We start from the raw sequence: 17,694 nt of genomic DNA, 5'->3' as shown, positions 1-17,694 counted from the left end.
GTTCCCCAGTTATAACCCTAAAAGTTAGGTGGACTATTGATAATTATCAAGTAATATTGTCATAATATTTTGATGCTTTATTTTATTCTGAGTGCGTATACAAACTATAACCATACTAATTTACTCAGAAGTAAATGCTCGATTCCTGTTGTACCCTGAACCCGGAGCGCTAAGATATACATACCTGAATTCATATTCAGCCCGGTTCTCGCCGGCTGCCAGGTTACCGAATATCCGCCCAAGTCTCTCTCATCCTCCATTATACTTCCTACCAAGATTCCACCCAGGTCATACAGCTCCAATTTTACAGATGCGGGTTGCGGAATAAAAAATTTGATCGTTACTTCACCTTTATATCGGTTCGGCGAGCTTTGCAGTAACCTGATAGTATTATGATTTTCAGTTATGGGAAAATCGAATCTTGTGATGAGGATACCTCGCTCGGAATCAATCCATAATTTTTTAAACAAGTAGTCAAACATCTCCATTCCGCTTGTGAAAGAGGAGCTGCCATGAGGCTTGTGCACCGATTCAAGTCCGAATCCAAGGATGACGTAGCCACCTCCTCTGTTTCGGTGTATAATGGTTCCGGCAATTATCTTTTGCTGTGCGTCATAGTATATAAAAGGAGTGTTTTCTGTTGGTACGGTAATCGCATCAGGATCTGTTTGGTTGTCCGCACTTCCGGCGCCGGAAAGTGATGTGTAAACGGGTAATCCTGTATATTTCGCGTTATATAACAGAAGTTCGTTCCTGTTCCCCGCATGTGCAAGTCCGTCACCTTTGAACGGTTCGTACATACTCAGAAACTCCATAATCCTTTGTCCCGAATACAGAACATGCCCACCCTGATTTATGAAGTCGTTCAACGCCTCCAACAACGAAGTTACAGACGTTAACGGTGTTGCGCTCCCTGTATATATTATCACAGTTTTATAAACAAGATTATTCAGCGTCTGGTATTTATCAATGTCGTTCTCCCAAATGCTGAATGAATATGTTAATTCCAGACTGTCAAGCGGAGAGGCAAAGTATGTTAAGAGTTCATCACTGCCATCGAGTGAAATCAGGCCAACGTCCGCCTTTTTCACCATGATCTTCTGAGGCGGCATGAGACCGTCTATGACCCAGTATTTCGACCTGCCGACCGCATACGGAAACTCGGGTATAATTCTCAGATTGAAATTACCCGGGACTAACTCTACTTCGAACCTGCCCTTCTCATCAACGTCTGCTTCCGTGAATTTTTCATCCTCCATGAAGTATTGTATAATCCCCTGTACCGGTAAATCGTTGTCATCGACCATAGACCCGGAAACGATCACCCTTTTTTTAGGTACTAAAGAAAAATCAGCCGTGTATCTGTTTTTCCCCCGGAAACTCGTAACCAGGGAATCCGGATAAAATTTTGTATCATTGATTTTTATTACAACGTCATCGGAAACAATATTTATCTCATAGAGGCCCCGCTCATCCGTTTTCCCAGATTTCGATTCCTTGAGCGTAACGACTTCAACAAGTACTCCCGGTATAGGTGTTCTGCTTCCCGCTTGTGTTAAGGCACCTTCAACCGAAGTGATACCGAGATTAAGGGCGGAGACAACGACGTCAAGATCAAATGCAGAATCCTCCCTGTATCCTGCTCCATAACGCAACGCATTATAACGATTTTTTATTATAGAGCGGTTATTGGAATTCCTTAAAAGTGCTAACGCCCCCACTGCATATCCAAGAGAGACCAGCTCGGTGAAGTAGACCGAACCGTCCGGAGTCTGTAGTAATTGCGGCATATCCAAAACGTATTCGGATAACCGGGGTTGATCGGTGTACCCCTGCACAAACAATCCCGGTAATTCGTTCACCGGCGCCGGTGAACTCTCAGGATAAATCATCACAACCGGTGTTTGGGAATATTCGATCGCTCTTATGGCTTCCCATAAAAGTTCGTATTCCACCCCGAACATGACTTTCCAGGTTAATCCTATCACATCAGGTTTCTTTTTTCCATCGGCGATATCCATTAAATCGTCTAATATCAGGAGCATGTCAGAAAGATTCACGGTATAGCCGTCATTGAATATTGGAATGTACTCGAATGAGGAACTTGACGCTATACCCCGATCATCCCAGCTATCTGACCATCCCGCTGCCGAAACGGCAAGCCAATCCCAGTTACCGGCCTCCTCTTCTATTAGGAATTTTTCTTCTGTTTCCCTTGTTCTTAAATCTTCCGGACCGTAGGGATAGAATTCCGGAAGATAGCCTCCTATGAGAGCTATCCTTCTTTCATCTCCGTTATTTAAGGGTTTTTTACTGCTTGCTGCTTTCAGATCGGATATCACGTTCCTTAATTTGTGAAAAACGGAAGTATCGACCGGAACCGGTTCAGTCCTCTGATTAGTCAGCGCTATATCATCGTAAACGTGTTTTATATTTTTATCTGATTCAAATAATGCCATCATGCTGTCATCCGCCGTAACAATTATTGCGTCTATCAACCAGAGCGGTTGAAAGTCGGTTATCTTTCCATCCTGCACCATATCGTTAAGTTTTTGAATCCACTTTACCTGACTCAGAGTAGATTTTTCTCTCATTGCTCGCAATACCGTTATCCCGGCAACATCCAAGTCAGTACGATTTTGGACGTAGTAATCTTCATAATTTCTCGCATTCGGATCGGAATCGAGTGATATTATGAATCTTTCGTTAGCTGTCTCCTGCGCAAACGAGAATTGAATATGAGCGGAAAATGTAACCAGTAAGACAAGAGAGTTCGTCAACAATCTCCACGTTGTTAGTCTGTTGCTCGATGCTCTTTTATCCACTGCCATAAGACTTGCTTAGATCGAAATAAAGAGTTTAATCAGATACGTCGAATCTCTTTAAGCCAGGACTCCTCTTACTTCATAAACATCTGTAGAGGTGATTTGCACATCGACAAATCTGCCCGGGTCTATCTTCTCATCAACCACCACAATATTGTCAATCTCCGGTGCGTCTTTAAACGTTCTTCCGATTGAAACTCCACTCTTGTTTTTATACTCATCTATCAACACATTGAACGTTCCGTTCAACATCATTCTATTTTTTCTTTGCGATATTTCCTGCTGGAGCAGCATTATGCCGTCCATTCTCTCTATTTTAACCGCCTTTGGCACGTCATCCTGCATGAATCCCGCAGTTGTATTTTCTTCATGAGAATACGTGAATACTCCAAGTCTGTCAAATTCTGTTTCTGAAACAAAGTCATAAAGTTGCTGAAACTCCTCATCAGTCTCTCCCGGATATCCCACTATCAGTGAAGTCCTCAGCGCTACTTCATCATCCCTATTACGCAGATCTTCAATTAACCGTTTAATGGTATTTCCATCACTGCCCCGTTTCATAGATTTAAGTATTCGATCGGCTATGTGCTGTATCGGCATATCGATATAATTGCACACCTTCTCCTCTTCTTTAATAACATTTCGAAGTTCCTTTGTCAGGTGAGCCGGATGAACGTACATTAGCCTCACCCATCCCACGCCTTTGACACCGGATATTTCACGAACGAGATCATGTATCCTTACGTTCCCGTCTCCATTTGATTTTAAGTCCCATCCGTAAGTAGTGAGGTCCTGTGAGATAAGAATTATCTCTTTAACCCCCTTTGACAATAATTTTTCAGTTTCTTCGACGAGTGATTCGACGCTCCTGCTCTTTTGTAACCCCCGCATTGAGGGTATGGCGCAGAAACTGCACTCGTTATCGCATCCCTCGGCAATCTTGAGATATGCGTAGTATTTCGTCTCGTTCAGGAGCCTCCTGCCGGGACGGGCAAAGTGAGCAGCCTCGGTACCTCCTAAATGAGTCAATATATTCCGGAAATCTTCTACTCCGAAAAAAGCGTCTACCTCCGGTAACTCTTTTCTCAATTCGGATTCATAACGCTGCGACATACATCCGGCGACAAGGAGTTCAGACGCATGCCCGTTTTTCTTTATGTCTGCCGCATCAAGTATTGCTTCAATCGAATTCTCTCTCGCTTCTTCGATAAACCCGCACGTATTTATGATGATTACGTCCGCTTCTTCCGCATTTTCCACAATGTTGAATCCGGCTCTCTGAATACCGTTACCCATAACTTCGGAATCCACTTCGTTCTTCGGACAGCCGAGAGTTACTATCTTTACGTTTTTAGTCATATTCTCCTGCGTAAAATAACGAAGAGGCAAATGCCTCAGGTTCAAAAGGTTCCAAATCTTCCAAATCCTCACCGACACCAATATACTTTACAGGTATGTCAAGTTCATTGTTTATGGACAGAACTATACCTCCTTTCGCGGTTCCGTCTAATTTAGCCAGAACTATCCCTGTTACGCCAACCATTTCGTTGAATTCTTTTGCCTGACGGTGAGCATTCTGGCCGTTATTAGCGTCAAGAGTTAACAAAATCTCATGCGGAGAAGTCTCATCATCCTTTCCGAGTACCCGCTTTATTTTTTTCAGCTCCTCCATCAGATTTTTACTCGTATGCAAGCGCCCTGCCGTATCAACTATCAAAACGTCCATTCCTCGTGATTGAGCGGACGTGAGAGCGTTATGTGCCACAGACGCCGGTTCCGCTCCTCTGTCGCTTTTGACTAAATCAACTCCGGCTCTCTCCGACCATACGGTGAGCTGTTCAACGGCAGCGGCGCGAAATGTATCGGCGGCAGCCAGCAATACCTTCCTTCCAAGCCTTTTATGTAAATTTGCCAATTTTCCGACGGTGGTAGTTTTTCCGGTTCCGTTCACTCCCACGACCATTATAACATAAGGCTTTGCGGGTAGGTCATCACCAACGTCAATATCCCAATCCTGACCGGAGAATTTTGATCTGATCTCGCGGGATAGGAATCCATAAATTTCCTCTTCCGAAATATCAGCTTCAACCCCCGCTTTTAATTTATCAATTAATTCTGCCGCCATATCAATCCCCATGTCAGTTTGGATTAGCGCAGATTCTATATTCTCAAGCAGTTCCTCATCCAGATTCGATGCGCGGCTTACTGCCGCTGACAGCGTTGCCCGAAATTTACTTCGAGTCTTTGAAAGACCGGAAACGAATTTTTGAAAAATTGTTTTTATTGTGACTCCTTACTTAAATTTTCAACCCTCAGCAGTTTATAATAGTCCCGAAAATAAACAACGGACGAGTATAAAATGATCACTACGCTTCCCCATAGCCCGATTAATTTCATCCATTCCCAGTCCATGAACCACCCTATAATCATTATGGCGATGCCGTTTACAGCGATTTTCCCCGCCATGTTTGCCTGAGGCATAACACCCGTATTCTTTTTGACTTTTAACCCCAGATACGACAATATGAGGTCCCTGAAAATAAGAGTTGATACAAACCATATCGGAAAACTTTTTTCCAAAATTAGATATGAAATCAGTATAACTGTTACAATTTTATCACTTAAAGGGTCGAGCGCTTTTCCAACATCGGAAACCATTTTCATTCTTCTGGCTAATATCCCGTCCGCATAATCAGAAACGATCATCAGCGCGAGCATCAACAGACCGGGATAATTATCCCCGGCATCAAAAAACATTAAACATGGAACTGTCAACAATATTCGGCTGATAGAAATCCAGTTTGGCAAGTTGAAGTGTTTCATGCCGTTAATATGTTATCCTCTGCTACCCTCTTATTCACAACTAAGCTCATAATATCTTTTAATTTTAGGCTCTTTGTATTATCCCTCAGATCGATGAATTCTTTGGACATCACAAATTTAGCCGAAGGCGGTACTTCTATTCCATACTTCTGTGTCACCTCTCTGTTGGTGAAGAAATCGTAAACAGAATCATCGCAGACTATGCTTCCCCTGTCAAAAAGCACTATCCTTTGACAGGTTTCCGCTATGAAGGTTGTATCCTGAGAAATTATTATCAGCGTCTTTCCCTCATCCGATAACGAGTTGAAAATGTTAGAAAGATTTTCTATCTCGATTCCATCGAGACCGGCAGTCGGTTCATCTATGATATACAGGTCGGGACGAAGACTGAAAAGAATCGCTATTGCCGCTCTTCTTCGTTCTCCTGCGCTCAAAGTCGTGTGGCTGCGCTTTCCGAATACCGTAGGTTTCAAATTGACCATTTCTAAAGCTTCCTTGGCAGAGGAGATTGCTTCCTTTTCGTCTGTTCCTTTCGCCAATAGCCCCGCTACAATGTCGTCCAAAACAGTGTCCAGGTAAAATTGATTTTCCGGAAACTGAAATGACATACCGATTTTCATTCCTTTTTGCAAAATCTGAAATTCACCGGTCGATGGCTTTAGAATACCGGAAAGTAATTTTGCAAAAGTAGTCTTACCCGCGCCGGAGTTGCCGGTTACCGCGAGAGATTCACCTGCTTCCAAACTGAAATCAGATATATTCAGCTGAAATGAGTTACCGGTTGGAAGCTCATCATACGAGAAGTTGATTTTATTTAGATTTAATAAGTTCAAATTCCTCGTCCTGAATAATTTTTAGTCAGCTCCTCAAAAATGATTTCATGGGGTACGATATGATTTGCTTTCAGCAGCATCTCGCTGTCCCGTAGTATACTTTCCGGCTTTCCTTCGGATATAATTTCACCGTCCTTCATAATTAGAAGCCTGTCGGAATTCATTGTTTCAATAGGATATTGAGTGATAAAAAGAACCCCTCCATCTTTCTCGGTGAAGTCGTGAAGCATTTTTATAATCAACTTTGTGGAATAATGATCAAGATAAGTTGTTACCTCATCACAAATGATATAATCGGGCTGAAGAGCCCATACGCCCGCAAGGACGACCCTTTGTTGTTCACCTCCGGACAATTCTCCGGGATGCTTACCTCTAACGTCATTCAAGTTAAATAGATTCAGCGATGCATCAACTCGCTCTCGAATCGTCTTTACTTCAATTCCGAAATTTTCAAGCGTGAATGCTACATCAGCTTCCACCGAGCCGGCAATTAATTGCTCCGATGGGTTTTGAAAAATAACGGCGATCTTTTTTCTTGCGTTGGTCTTATCGGTTTTATCGACAACCCTCATCCCATCCACTTCTAAATACCCTGAATCAAGTTCATACACGCCGTTTAATATCATTGCAACTGTTGATTTCCCACAGCCGTTAGAGCCTATCAAAGAAACAAATTCCCCTTTTTCAATCATCAGCGAAAGATTCTTAATTGCAAATTCGTTATTGCCCGCTTGTCCGCTGAATTTATAGGATGCGTTAACCAGGTTTATCAACTGATCAATCCTTGAATTATCTCCGCCGTTCGTTGAGTCGCACCCATGTTATCGAGAATAACCTGCCCGGCGGCTTTTCCGGCTTTAAGTCTGAACTCTTCATCGGAGAACAGGCGGTCAAATATTTCCGTAAATTCCGTGCCGTTTTCCACTATAAATCCACCACCGGTTTTACTCAAGTAACGGGCTGTTTCCGAGCTTTTCAGTTTCGGTCCGTACAACACGGGGACTTCATAGACCGCGGGTTCCATAACGTTATGTACTCCGGGACCAAATCCGCCCCCTAAATAAGCAATATCGGCAAATCTATAGAGACCCGCAAGAATACCAACATTATCTATTATCAAAACCCTGTGAACTGCTGAATTAGAGTCCAGGTCGGAAAACCTTATAGAACTGATCTCGTTCGACAGTAGTTCTTCGGAGAATTTGGTTAAGAAGCTGTCGTGGGGCTCGTGTGGAGCCACTATCAAAGATAAATCCGGGTATCGTTCTAATATCCCGAATATTGAACTCATTAGTTTTGTTAAATCGGATCTCCAGATACTTCCCATTACCATCACTCTTTTCGCATCACAAAATTTAGAAATTTGTTCTTCATTCAGGATCGGCTCGCCCTTTCTTTCGATGACTCTGTCATACCGGGTATTTCCGAGAACTTTTATAGCACTCCCTTTAATTCCCAATTTTTTAAAACGTTCGGCATCCTCTTCTGTTACGGCTAAAATCACATCAATAAAACTGTAAACGAATCTTTGAAATATCAATATTACCGGTTTAAGTCTGTGCGAGTTCTGCCGCAATCTGGCAGAAATTATAACAACAGGAGTGCCGGATTTTCGCGTCCATTTTACTGCGTTTGGCCAGACATCATAGCCTGCTAATATCAAAACGCTCGCTTTTATCGCTTGATGTAGTCTCTTTATGGAATGCGGGAAATCGAACGGCAGGTATAACTTTAAATCCACGTTTTCGTCATTTACCCTTTTGTAACCTGATGGCGAGAAGAACGTCAGGATTATTTTGACCCCGTCTTGGCTTCTTTTCAAGGCATTGATAATCGGTTTCGCCTGTTCATATTCACCGTGTGACGCACAATGAATCCATACCGTTTTTGCGGGCGACTTATCGAGAGTCTTGATATCGTTCCTGCTTCTTATTCTGCCGGCAATACCTTCCCTCACTTTTTTATTGAACGGAGAAATAATTATCAAAAAGACTACAAACATAGGGAGTAAAAAGTAAGAGTAAATAAAAAACAGTATGAAGGATAATATAACTTTCATAGTTTTCTTGATAATTGTCCGACAACAGCTTCGTAGGCTGCGGTGGGAGTAATTTCTTTCATACAATTAAAGTGACCCAACGGACAGCTCTCTCTACCTATATGAGTGCAGGGTCTGCACTTCAGTCCCCTGACCTCTAAAACCTTACTATTGTCATTATACGGGAAAAAACCCAGCTCTTCCGTGGTGGAACCGAAAAAAGATACAACAGGGACATCCTGAGAAACGGCAACGTGCATCAGACCGCTGTCGTTAGTAATCACAGCGTCAACAGTTTTTATAATTGCCGCCGTCTCCGGGATAGTATAATCACCGGTCAGATCTCTCACATCGTTCTTCATTCTTCTTTTTATCTCATCAGCTGTTTGTTTATTCTCCGTGGAACCGATTAAGATAATTTGAGCGTCGGCATTTTCTATTAGATTGTCCCCTAATTCCGCATAATATTCGATAGGCCATCTTTTTGTATAAAATCCGGCTCCGGGCGCCATGGCGATTTTATACCTGTGCGAGCTCCTATTTTGATTGAAAATATCAATATTCTTGTTAGGAAACAGATCCAACCCCTTTCCATCATCCTCAATCCCGTAAGCCGATGCTGTTTCTAAATATCTTTCGGGCAGAGGTGTTATATTTCTGTATAGGTTTATACCGAATTTGATGAGGATGTACCTCTTCACAAGTCTTTTGTTTACTCTGCGCACTTTTACACCTCTTACTGCTCCGGTCATAAGGATGGAACGAAGGTTCCTGTGAAGATCGAATATCTCAGAATATCCCTTCTGACGTATAAATCTCCTCCACTTTTGTATCTCCTTGAGTCCATTTGCCGTATTGAACGGATGTATTTCGTCGAGGTAAGGATTATGTTCTAATAATTCACGGTGTTCATCTTTAACAAGATAATCGATCAGGGCGTCATCGAACCGTTGCCTTAATGATCGAATAAATGGAGTCGTAAGCAATATATCACCGATAGAACTTAATCTAATGATTAAGAATCGTTTACGTTCCATGTTACAGAATTATTAAATAAAAGTGCGTGCTGATTAGTTGAAAGTTAATTTGACCTGTCGATGTTAAATTGCACGAAGTTGACGAGCGCTTCCTTATAGATTGACTCTTTTATGCCTTCTATTGCGTCCAGTGCTTTTTGATTGTGGAATAAAAGCTTTTCTTTTGTGTACTCCAAACCGCCTTTTCCTCTGACAAAATCCACAACTTCTTCGAAATTCTGCGCTCCGTTCCTCTTTCTGAGCGCAACTACGAATTTTCTCGATTCTCTGAGTCTGCCGTTGGACAAAGAATGAATTACTGGAAGAGTCATCAAGTTCTCTTTGACGTCCCTACCGACAGGTTTGCCTGTATGCTTCTTTTTGCCTGTGAAATCGAATAGATCGTCTTTCAACTGAAATGCGATCCCGAGATTTTCTCCATAATCAGCCAACGATTTTCTATGTTCTGAGGAATCAGTCGTCGTCAGCGCCCCCATTTCGCAGGCGGCTGAAAAGAGTGAGGCGGTTTTATCGCTGATCATTTTAAAATACGTGGCTTCGTCCATCCCCGTCGACCGGTTCTTCTCCAACTGTAGGAGCTCTCCCTTACTCATCCGTTCAGCTGTTTTTGAAAGTACGCTGAGAGCATCGAAATCCTTAAGGTCAATCAGGTTTATCAACGCTCTGCTGAATAGAAAATCTCCCATCAGCACAGCGGTTTTGTTTTTCCACAGTGAACGAATCGAGGGTATTCCCCTCCTCTCCTCAGCCCTGTCAACAACGTCATCATGCATCAGGGTAGCAGTATGAAGCAGTTCTATTAGGACAGCGGAAGCGATTGAATTCTGATTTGTATTCCCAAACATACGGGCAGAAAGAATTACTAGTTTAGGACGCAGTAATTTACCGAATCGTCCCGCCATGTATCCTGTAATCCTGTTGATCAAGAAGACATCCGTCCGCATGGCGGACTTGTAGGCTCTTTTAAATAGTTTCAGGTCATCACCGATATTCTCGACGATCTTTTTCATTCTGATCTTTTCTGCTTTTGTAGATAAGAATAAGTCCAACGATCTGTTCCGTTAATTGCCCTTAAATTTGAAAGTGCAAAGGTAATCCACTGATTGTTGAAGGTCAAGTTTTAATGTCCCGTTAATCGAACTTGGCACATTTACACACACGCAATAACCGTGAATATCCATTTGACCGGGAATGCGAAACTCAAGTGAGCATATAGAAGATAAAGGCAATGCCGCTCAGGTACCTATTCTGTGTTTCCTTGAGGCGATTCCGGAAATGTAAATGCTTATCTCATAGAGAATGAGTAACGGTATTGCAAGCAACAGCTGACTTAGCGGGTCAGGAGGTGTCAGCAGGGCTGCTAATATCATAATGCCTACCAATGCATATCTTCGATAGTGCCTCATAAAAGCAGGAGTAAGTAATCCTATTCTCCCCAGGAAGTACGAAAGAACCGGCATTTCAAATATCAACCCGCTTGCAAGAATCATCTGTATCACAAAACCGAAATAGTAATTTATCGAGATATTATTTTCCACGCCCTCTACTCCGAATGCAAGCAGTGTGGGAATTATCAGCGGTATAATTACGTAGTATGCGAACGCTGCGCCGAGAATGAATGATAAGAAGGTAGCAACTATAAGAGTTGGCAGGTGCTTTTTTTCACTTTGGTAAAGTCCGGGTGAGACAAATTGCCACGCCTGATAAACGATTGTGGGCAGGGAGATTATAAATCCTCCTAAAACCGCAATCCACATCTTTACTATCAGCATCCCTTGAACCCTGAGGACTTGGAGTTTCAGGGGAGGATCCATTTCTTTCGTCGGCTCAATAAGAAAATTGACAAAGAAGTCTGAAAAAAAGAATGACAATACGCTGAAAATTGTAACTGATATCAAAACTTTGAGGATCCGCCATCTGAGCTCCTCGAGGTGGTCGAGAAAGCCCATTTCTCCGGCTTTTTTATCCTCTGTTAAGTCACTGTCATGGGAATTTTCCTCCTGCACCTATCCCTAATCCTTTCTAGCTCTTAATCAATTGCGGATTGCACGGTAAATCGAATATAAGAATCCTATTTGAAATGTTCCGAATGATATTGCTGCAAGATCGTCATATTTTTTTGCTCGGTTTTCATAATACTCAATATCCTCCGGATCAAATGCCATCGGCAAGGCGTTAAACGCTTTATCCGCCTCGAACTTGAACCAAACAGCTGCAATTCCCGATGCGGCTGTCAGAAGATATGCCGAGCGGGTGACCATACTTCCTCCGACGGATGTTATTTCAGGCTTAATACCTGACGATTCTGATGCCATAACCGGAGATTCCTGAACTAAGACTATAGTCATTATATTTTTCCCGGAAAGTTCTGAAGCTTCCAGGCGAACAGGCATGTAGTTTGCCATGACAATCTCAACCGCCGATTCTATACTGTTGAGAACGAAAGGTGTGGTGCCGACCTGAATTCCATCGATCACAACCTTAGCCCCAAACGGAATTGTATTCAATATTGTAAATCTTTCTATCTTTGCTTCGAACAGATAGACGCTGTCAGGTTCCAATATTCCCGACCATGTCCAATCAGTTGCAGACCAGACGTCGGAATTGCCGTCGGTAACGCTCAATTGATGGAAACCCGCCGGGATGCTCAGCGTATCGTTCGTAACGTAGCCAATCAGCGAATCATCTATATATAGAGTTAAGCCGTCGCGCGGTGCGGTGATCAAGATAGATGACATTTCAATATCGCTGTCACTGCCGGATTGAGCTTCTATCATACCGGTTTGTAATAGCAGCGTTAAAGTGAGAATAAGTACCTTATTCATCCACTTGAACCAAATTTGAGTAGGCGTAAACATATTTGTCTTCAGCCCCGATAAAAATCTTTCCCGCGTGTTCGATGGGGGCGGTTCTGACTCTTCCGTCAAGTTTCTCCTGCCAGACTATTTCACCCGTTTCGGCGCTCAAGCAATATAAATTATGATTTAGTGACCCCACATAGATATAGTTGCCTGAAACGAGTAATCCTTCACTCACCGGAGCTGATAAGTCGCTCTCCCAGATTAAATTTCCTTGAGATAAGCCGATTTTATAGAGAATACCGCTTCCGCTTGCTATAAATAAGGCGTCATTGCCTATCGAAGCCATGGAATAAAAACTTCCCTCTCCGCTGAATTCCCAGTTAATTTCGCCTGTGATTTTATCAAGAGAATATATACGTCCGGACAGATTAGCTGTGAAGAGATCAGCGCCATGAACAATCGGTGAGGAGAATACAGGCGCTGCCGTTAAGTATTTCCATTTCAATTTTCCGCTCGAAGCGTACAGCGCATAAACATAACCGGAGTCGTTAGCCGCATAAATCAATCCCTCGGACTTTGTTGGTGTAGAATGAAAAGGCTTCCCGCTCTTAAAGCTCCACTTTACCGTCCCTGTTTCCGCGTCGAGACAAAACAACTCTCCGTTAGCGGTCGTTACATATAAAAGCTCTCCCACAACAAGGGGCATTGATTCTACGGGACCTATTTTTTTCTGCCACACGTAAATTCCGTTTCTGAGTTCATAACCGAATAAAGTTTCGTCACCGCCCACTCTTCCGAAGTAGCCATGTATGCCGTCTATTGCAATTCCTTTCCCGATAGATTTCTCCAAATTTAATGACCCTAATGATATACCTGTTTCGTGATCGAGTGCGACGACTTTACCTCCCATCGTGGCTACAAATATTTTGCCCTGTGCCGCTGTTAAATTCCCGTTGGGTGCGTGATCCACAGAGGATCTCCATAGCTGAGTCAACGGCGGTTTCACCTCGTTAAATGCCTTGCCGTTATGTTCGGGATTGCCCCCGAGCTGTGTCCAGTCTGAATCCTTATTTATGGTGGATATATTCGTCACCTTGATCGAACCTGGACAACTCAACATTGCCAATAGCATCAACGACGTCATTAAGTGTATAAGTATCATGCCGTCAGAAATCCCAGCCGAAGAAAAATTGTTTATAGATTGTATCAGGCCAATCCCGAAAATCAGTCCTTCTTCCTATATCATATCTCAGAACGAGAAACCCCCCTATCCTGAATCGAAATCCTACTCCGTAACTCCCTTTGATGTCTTCCCACCTGTCATCAAACAATTCACCATTATAAACGTTACCCATGTCAAAGAACACAGCGCCCCTGATACCTCTAAATCCAATGGTACCAAACGGAAATTTAATACCCAGCTGGTCGATGAACGGGAATCTGTATTCGTTGTTGATTAAAAATGCTCTCGTTCCCCAAACCTGAAAACGCGGGTATAGTCTCAGTGTCCATGAACCACCGAGATAGAATCGTTGTACCTCCCTGTCCGGATTTCCCTGGCTGTGTAAGTACATTAATCTCGTTGCAAATGAAGTTCGTCTCGTGAAACGAAAGTATCTTCTGTAGTCGGCAATGAGTGTATAGTAGTTTAAGTTGTTGTACCGAACATCATTTGTATATCCAATTGATAAACTAATCCTTTCACCGTCGAGCGGACCTGTGGGTCCCCAAAGCGAGTTGTCTTTTACGAATCGCAGGAAATTAACGGCGAGCCACGCCTGCCGGGAATCGATACCTATCCTATCCTCGTCGGAGTAACTTAGGCTCGTGGAAGCTTCTATCCTTTTGAAAAATGAGAGCGGATACGAAACGGACAAAAATCCGCCATATCTTCTCTCGTCAAAAAAACCTTTGACTCGATTGAACCTCCTGTTATTTAGGTGAAAAACACTGTAGGCGATATTTGTTCTTCCAGCCAGCGATATTTTGGTTACCGCCACGTTAAAACTCTTTAGTAATTCACCCGAACTTCGTGCGTTATTGTAAACGAGAATATAATATTGATTATTCCCGAGAATATCAGAAAAGGCGAAAGCCGCTCCTCCACTCGTACCGAATATCGGGTCCTGGGTGACCTGGCTTTGCGCTATGTCGAGGCTGTAACCGCTTTTATATTTCTTGCTGATGGACGAAACGTCCTTTTTCAATATACTATGACTCCATAATCCCGTTCGGTTGAGAACAGCGACCTCGTTATCGACCTTTATTTCGTGCGTCTTATATTTTTTTAATTTCATGATCTTGAAACTAAAATCCTCAAATGCAGTAAATATGAGCTCTCCGTCGTCACTCAGTACAGGGTCCAGCGCGGAAGTAGTAAAATTTGTAATGCGGGCAGCCCGGTATTTCTTCAGATTACTCACGGGCATTTTGTTTAAAGAGGCAGAAATAATATTTAATCCGCCCTCTCTATCTACCGGGATCAGCATCCATATATTATTCATGCCTCCCCGGTCTGAATAAAAAATAATCTTTCCATCTTTGGTCTCTTTTGGCGCCCGGTCGTTAAAATTTCCAAAAGTGAGATATCTTATCTGTAGATCTTTGATTCCGACCTTGAAGAGGTTGTATTTACCCGCAGGTCCTGTTTGTGTCCGGTCCGATGCGAACAATATCTGATTTCCATCCGGCGACCAGGAGGGATCTCTATCGTCGTAAAAATCATTGGTCAATTTTAACAGATTATCATCAGATAGATCGTACACATAAATATCGTTATATCCGTTTCTCGATAATCCGGCAAATGATATCTTTTTCCCGTCCGGCGACCAGGAGGGAGAGGCAATCGAAACTAAATCTTGAAATAACAACGGTGGAAATTTATGACCGTTATCAAGGCTGATTCTGTGAATAACGTCTGTCTCACCGCTTTTTGTAACAAATATGAGAGTGCGGTTTTCACTGACGTCGATTGAGGACCTGAAAAGATGAAACGTCTCATAATCGCCTGATTTTTCGCCCACAAGCACAACTTCAGGTTCATCATGCTTTAGCGCATCAAATGGCTTTTGATAGATTCCCGAATATCCCATTTTATTTCCCACGTAGATCACCTGCTTAATTCCGTCTTTATCCGTGTAAATTGTGGGCTTGGAGTTAAATCCATCCTCATCTACAATTGACGAAGCCATTTGCGGCTTATCCTTCTCTTCTAAAAGGGGATAATACTTTTTCTTCAAGTGATACGTCCACTGACGGTTCAGCTCTTTGTAGTCCACGCCGAGGGTGTATTTAACTACCTCACTGAACTTGGAGTACAGCCAGTAATTTTCCATTATAAGCAAAATCTTCTCTTCGCCGTATCGCTCGGATATGAATGAAAGTAAGTTCTCTCCCTCTTTATACATTAAGTATGATCCGGCTATTGTGAACAGCTGATCGACCGGAACCAGATAATTATTAAGTACGGCGTCTCTGATAACCATTTCCGCCTGAGTATCCGATTCTCCGGACCAAAATTCTGCCAGCCCTTCCGAAAACCACAGGGGTGGAAACTTAGGAATTAAGACTCGATGGTTTTTCTGCACCCGCACAAGTTTGCTGTGCATGAACACGTGGTTCAATTCATGCCGTATCACCCGTTTAAACTGGGATATCGAACCGTCACTTGGAATTACAACACGTCCCTTAAAATATTCGAAAAACCCGCCTACACCCTCCGGGAGGATATTGGGTATGACGTTTGTTTGCTGAAAGTACAGATGCGAACTGTAAAATATTAACGGTACCCGATAGTTCAATGTGTGATTGTATTTATTTTGCAGCAGTTTGTACGACTCCTCGGCGTATTTTGCTCCGATAAGAGTCAGCTCCTCCATATCGGGATCGTAATAGATGTCGAAATGATCGGTCGAAAGCACCTGCCATTCAAAATCTGTGTACTGAACTTTGTTCCTCCCGAACGAATGGTACTGTGCGTCCGCGATCTCAGCCACACTCATGAGAATGATCAATGAACACCAAAAACGCCTATCGACAATCAATTTCAATTGATAATAATTTCCGCTCATTTCTATTTCTTTAGCTCTTCAACTATCTCATACGGGGTTTGAGTTCCATTTTGATCTCCGGAGAGAATTTTGTCCAGTAGTCTATTTCGCTTATCTGTCCAGAATTTCTGATCTAATTCCTCACTAATAATTTCTTTTACCCTTTTTCTTAACCTGAACGTCCGTGATTTTTCTTCTGTCTGCTCTTTTTCCATCCAATCATGATGTTCGCTGATTGCCGCGATAAGTTCTTCTATCCCCTCGCCATTGATCGCGCTTGTTTTTATGACCGGTGGTACCCAGCCGTTATTATCCCGAAGATGCAGAGAGTTGGAAATGCTCGCATAAGCCAGATCGGCGCCTTCGCGGTCGGATTTATTTAGAACGAAAATGTCAGCGATTTCCATCAGACCGGCTTTCATGGCTTGAATATCATCTCCGGATTCAGGAACAAGAACAACAATGGTCGTATCGCTCGCTTCGGCTATCTCAAGTTCTGACTGCCCGACTCCCACTGTCTCAATCAGTATTACGTCTTTTCCTGATGAATCAAGTATGTCAACTACTTCATCTGTCTTTCTCGATATTCCGCCGACGCTCCCTCTGGTCGCCATGCTCCTGAAATAAAGATCATCGCTCTGTGCGTATTCCTGAAACCTGATTCTGTCCCCGAGCAGTGCGCCTCCCGTGAACGGACTCGTAGGATCGACGGCAACTATTCCGACGCTCCTCTTCTGTTCTCTGAATAATTTGGCAAGATTATCTACTATAGTACTTTTACCAGCCCCCGGGGGGCCCGTAATCCCGAGTCTATGCGCCTTTCCGGTATGCGCAAAAATACTGTTTAGAAGTGCCTTTGAATCATCGGAATTATTCTCAACTAAGCTGATAGCCCTTGCTATAGCTCTGCGGTTACCGTTGAGGATATCTTGAACATCAAGCATCATAGTGAGTATTATAATACTTCGTAAGACGCTGCCACGCAAGCCGAATTCCCCTTAATACAATTTTTCTCCCGGCTCTATCATCTGATTAAACTCAACGCCCCTTACAAATAATACAATTCAGCAGAGCGCCGTAATCTATTTTAAATTACTTTAGTTTAATTACTCCAAAAGAGATAAAAATACTTTAATGTCGTTCGTAGGTAGCTTGCATGCATAGTCCTCACAGACATATGCCGTTGCTTTTTCGCCTATCATATTCATTGATTTCATTATAGGCAAATTCTCACTCGTGAAATTGTTCCTGTTCTCCACATCGGCAAGCAACACAACTTTGTTAGGGA

General features: G+C 42.9%; 14 protein-coding genes. All 14 read right to left on the bottom strand.

Features of this window, described 5'->3' with window-relative positions:
- Window positions 1-104: 104 nt before the first annotated feature.
- Window positions 105-2,831 (bottom strand): hypothetical protein, encoded by a 2,727-nt coding sequence (locus IID12_00765; GenBank protein ID MCH8287623.1) that lies wholly within the window; start codon window positions 2,829-2,831, stop codon window positions 105-107.
- Window positions 2,832-2,882: 51 nt separating this feature from the next.
- Window positions 2,883-4,184 carry a 30S ribosomal protein S12 methylthiotransferase RimO gene (gene rimO / locus IID12_00760; protein MCH8287622.1) on the bottom strand — a complete coding sequence of 434 codons (1,302 nt, stop codon included), beginning with the start codon at window positions 4,182-4,184 and terminating at the stop codon, window positions 2,883-2,885.
- A complete protein-coding gene (ftsY, locus tag IID12_00755; GenBank protein ID MCH8287621.1) occupies window positions 4,177-5,109 on the bottom strand; it encodes a signal recognition particle-docking protein FtsY in 933 nt (310 codons plus the stop codon). Before ftsY ends, rimO begins: the two co-directional genes overlap by 8 nt.
- Window positions 5,106-5,648, bottom strand: a complete 543-nt coding sequence (locus IID12_00750) for a CDP-alcohol phosphatidyltransferase family protein (protein ID MCH8287620.1) — start codon at window positions 5,646-5,648, stop codon at window positions 5,106-5,108. The genes ftsY and IID12_00750 overlap by 4 nt, the downstream gene beginning before the upstream one ends.
- Window positions 5,645-6,481 (bottom strand): ABC transporter ATP-binding protein, encoded by an 837-nt coding sequence (locus IID12_00745; protein MCH8287619.1) that lies wholly within the window; start codon window positions 6,479-6,481, stop codon window positions 5,645-5,647. Before IID12_00745 ends, IID12_00750 begins: the two co-directional genes overlap by 4 nt.
- Window positions 6,478-7,254: an ATP-binding cassette domain-containing protein gene (locus IID12_00740; protein MCH8287618.1), complete on the bottom strand. Its 777-nt coding sequence runs from the start codon at window positions 7,252-7,254 to the stop codon at window positions 6,478-6,480. Before IID12_00740 ends, IID12_00745 begins: the two co-directional genes overlap by 4 nt.
- On the bottom strand, window positions 7,251-8,540 hold the full coding sequence (locus tag IID12_00735; protein ID MCH8287617.1) for a hypothetical protein: 1,290 nt from the start codon (window positions 8,538-8,540) through the stop codon (window positions 7,251-7,253). The genes IID12_00740 and IID12_00735 overlap by 4 nt, the downstream gene beginning before the upstream one ends.
- On the bottom strand, window positions 8,537-9,556 hold the full coding sequence (waaF, locus tag IID12_00730) for a lipopolysaccharide heptosyltransferase II (GenBank protein ID MCH8287616.1): 1,020 nt from the start codon (window positions 9,554-9,556) through the stop codon (window positions 8,537-8,539). The genes IID12_00735 and waaF overlap by 4 nt, the downstream gene beginning before the upstream one ends.
- A 44-nt stretch (window positions 9,557-9,600) precedes the next feature.
- Window positions 9,601-10,605, bottom strand: coding sequence for a polyprenyl synthetase family protein (locus tag IID12_00725; protein MCH8287615.1), 1,005 nt, complete (start codon window positions 10,603-10,605; stop codon window positions 9,601-9,603).
- Between the two features lie 186 nt (window positions 10,606-10,791).
- Window positions 10,792-11,505 carry a twin-arginine translocase subunit TatC gene (tatC, locus tag IID12_00720; GenBank protein MCH8287614.1) on the bottom strand — a complete coding sequence of 238 codons (714 nt, stop codon included), beginning with the start codon at window positions 11,503-11,505 and terminating at the stop codon, window positions 10,792-10,794.
- Window positions 11,506-11,589: 84 nt separating this feature from the next.
- Window positions 11,590-12,381: a hypothetical protein gene (locus tag IID12_00715; protein ID MCH8287613.1), complete on the bottom strand. Its 792-nt coding sequence runs from the start codon at window positions 12,379-12,381 to the stop codon at window positions 11,590-11,592.
- The gene (locus IID12_00710; protein ID MCH8287612.1) at window positions 12,374-13,519 is read right to left on the bottom strand and encodes a PQQ-binding-like beta-propeller repeat protein; all 1,146 of its coding nucleotides are present in this window, start codon (window positions 13,517-13,519) and stop codon (window positions 12,374-12,376) included. The genes IID12_00715 and IID12_00710 overlap by 8 nt, the downstream gene beginning before the upstream one ends.
- 4 nt (window positions 13,520-13,523) lie before the next feature.
- Window positions 13,524-16,427: a PD40 domain-containing protein gene (locus IID12_00705; protein MCH8287611.1), complete on the bottom strand. Its 2,904-nt coding sequence runs from the start codon at window positions 16,425-16,427 to the stop codon at window positions 13,524-13,526.
- Between the two features lie 2 nt (window positions 16,428-16,429).
- Window positions 16,430-17,353 (bottom strand): methylmalonyl Co-A mutase-associated GTPase MeaB, encoded by a 924-nt coding sequence (gene meaB / locus IID12_00700; GenBank protein ID MCH8287610.1) that lies wholly within the window; start codon window positions 17,351-17,353, stop codon window positions 16,430-16,432.
- Window positions 17,354-17,694 lie beyond the last annotated feature (341 nt).

The organism is Candidatus Neomarinimicrobiota bacterium (assembly GCA_022567655.1).
GTDB lineage: Bacteria > Fidelibacterota > SORT01 > SORT01 > SORT01 > JADFGO01.
This window is presented reverse-complemented; position numbering and strand designations above follow the sequence as displayed.

Coding starts and splice junctions, on each gene's coding strand:
- tatC (MCH8287614.1), bottom strand. CDS start 11,505: ATGGGCTTTCTCGACCACCTCGAGGAGCTCAGATGGCGGATCCTCAAA.
- IID12_00735 (MCH8287617.1), bottom strand. CDS start 8,540: ATGAAAGTTATATTATCCTTCATACTGTTTTTTATTTACTCTTACTTT.
- rimO (MCH8287622.1), bottom strand. CDS start 4,184: ATGACTAAAAACGTAAAGATAGTAACTCTCGGCTGTCCGAAGAACGAA.
- meaB (MCH8287610.1), bottom strand. CDS start 17,353: ATGATGCTTGATGTTCAAGATATCCTCAACGGTAACCGCAGAGCTATA.
- IID12_00765 (MCH8287623.1), bottom strand. CDS start 2,831: ATGGCAGTGGATAAAAGAGCATCGAGCAACAGACTAACAACGTGGAGA.
- IID12_00705 (MCH8287611.1), bottom strand. CDS start 16,427: ATGAGCGGAAATTATTATCAATTGAAATTGATTGTCGATAGGCGTTTT.
- IID12_00710 (MCH8287612.1), bottom strand. CDS start 13,519: ATGATACTTATACACTTAATGACGTCGTTGATGCTATTGGCAATGTTG.
- waaF (MCH8287616.1), bottom strand. CDS start 9,556: ATGGAACGTAAACGATTCTTAATCATTAGATTAAGTTCTATCGGTGAT.
- IID12_00750 (MCH8287620.1), bottom strand. CDS start 5,648: ATGAAACACTTCAACTTGCCAAACTGGATTTCTATCAGCCGAATATTG.
- IID12_00715 (MCH8287613.1), bottom strand. CDS start 12,381: ATGAATAAGGTACTTATTCTCACTTTAACGCTGCTATTACAAACCGGT.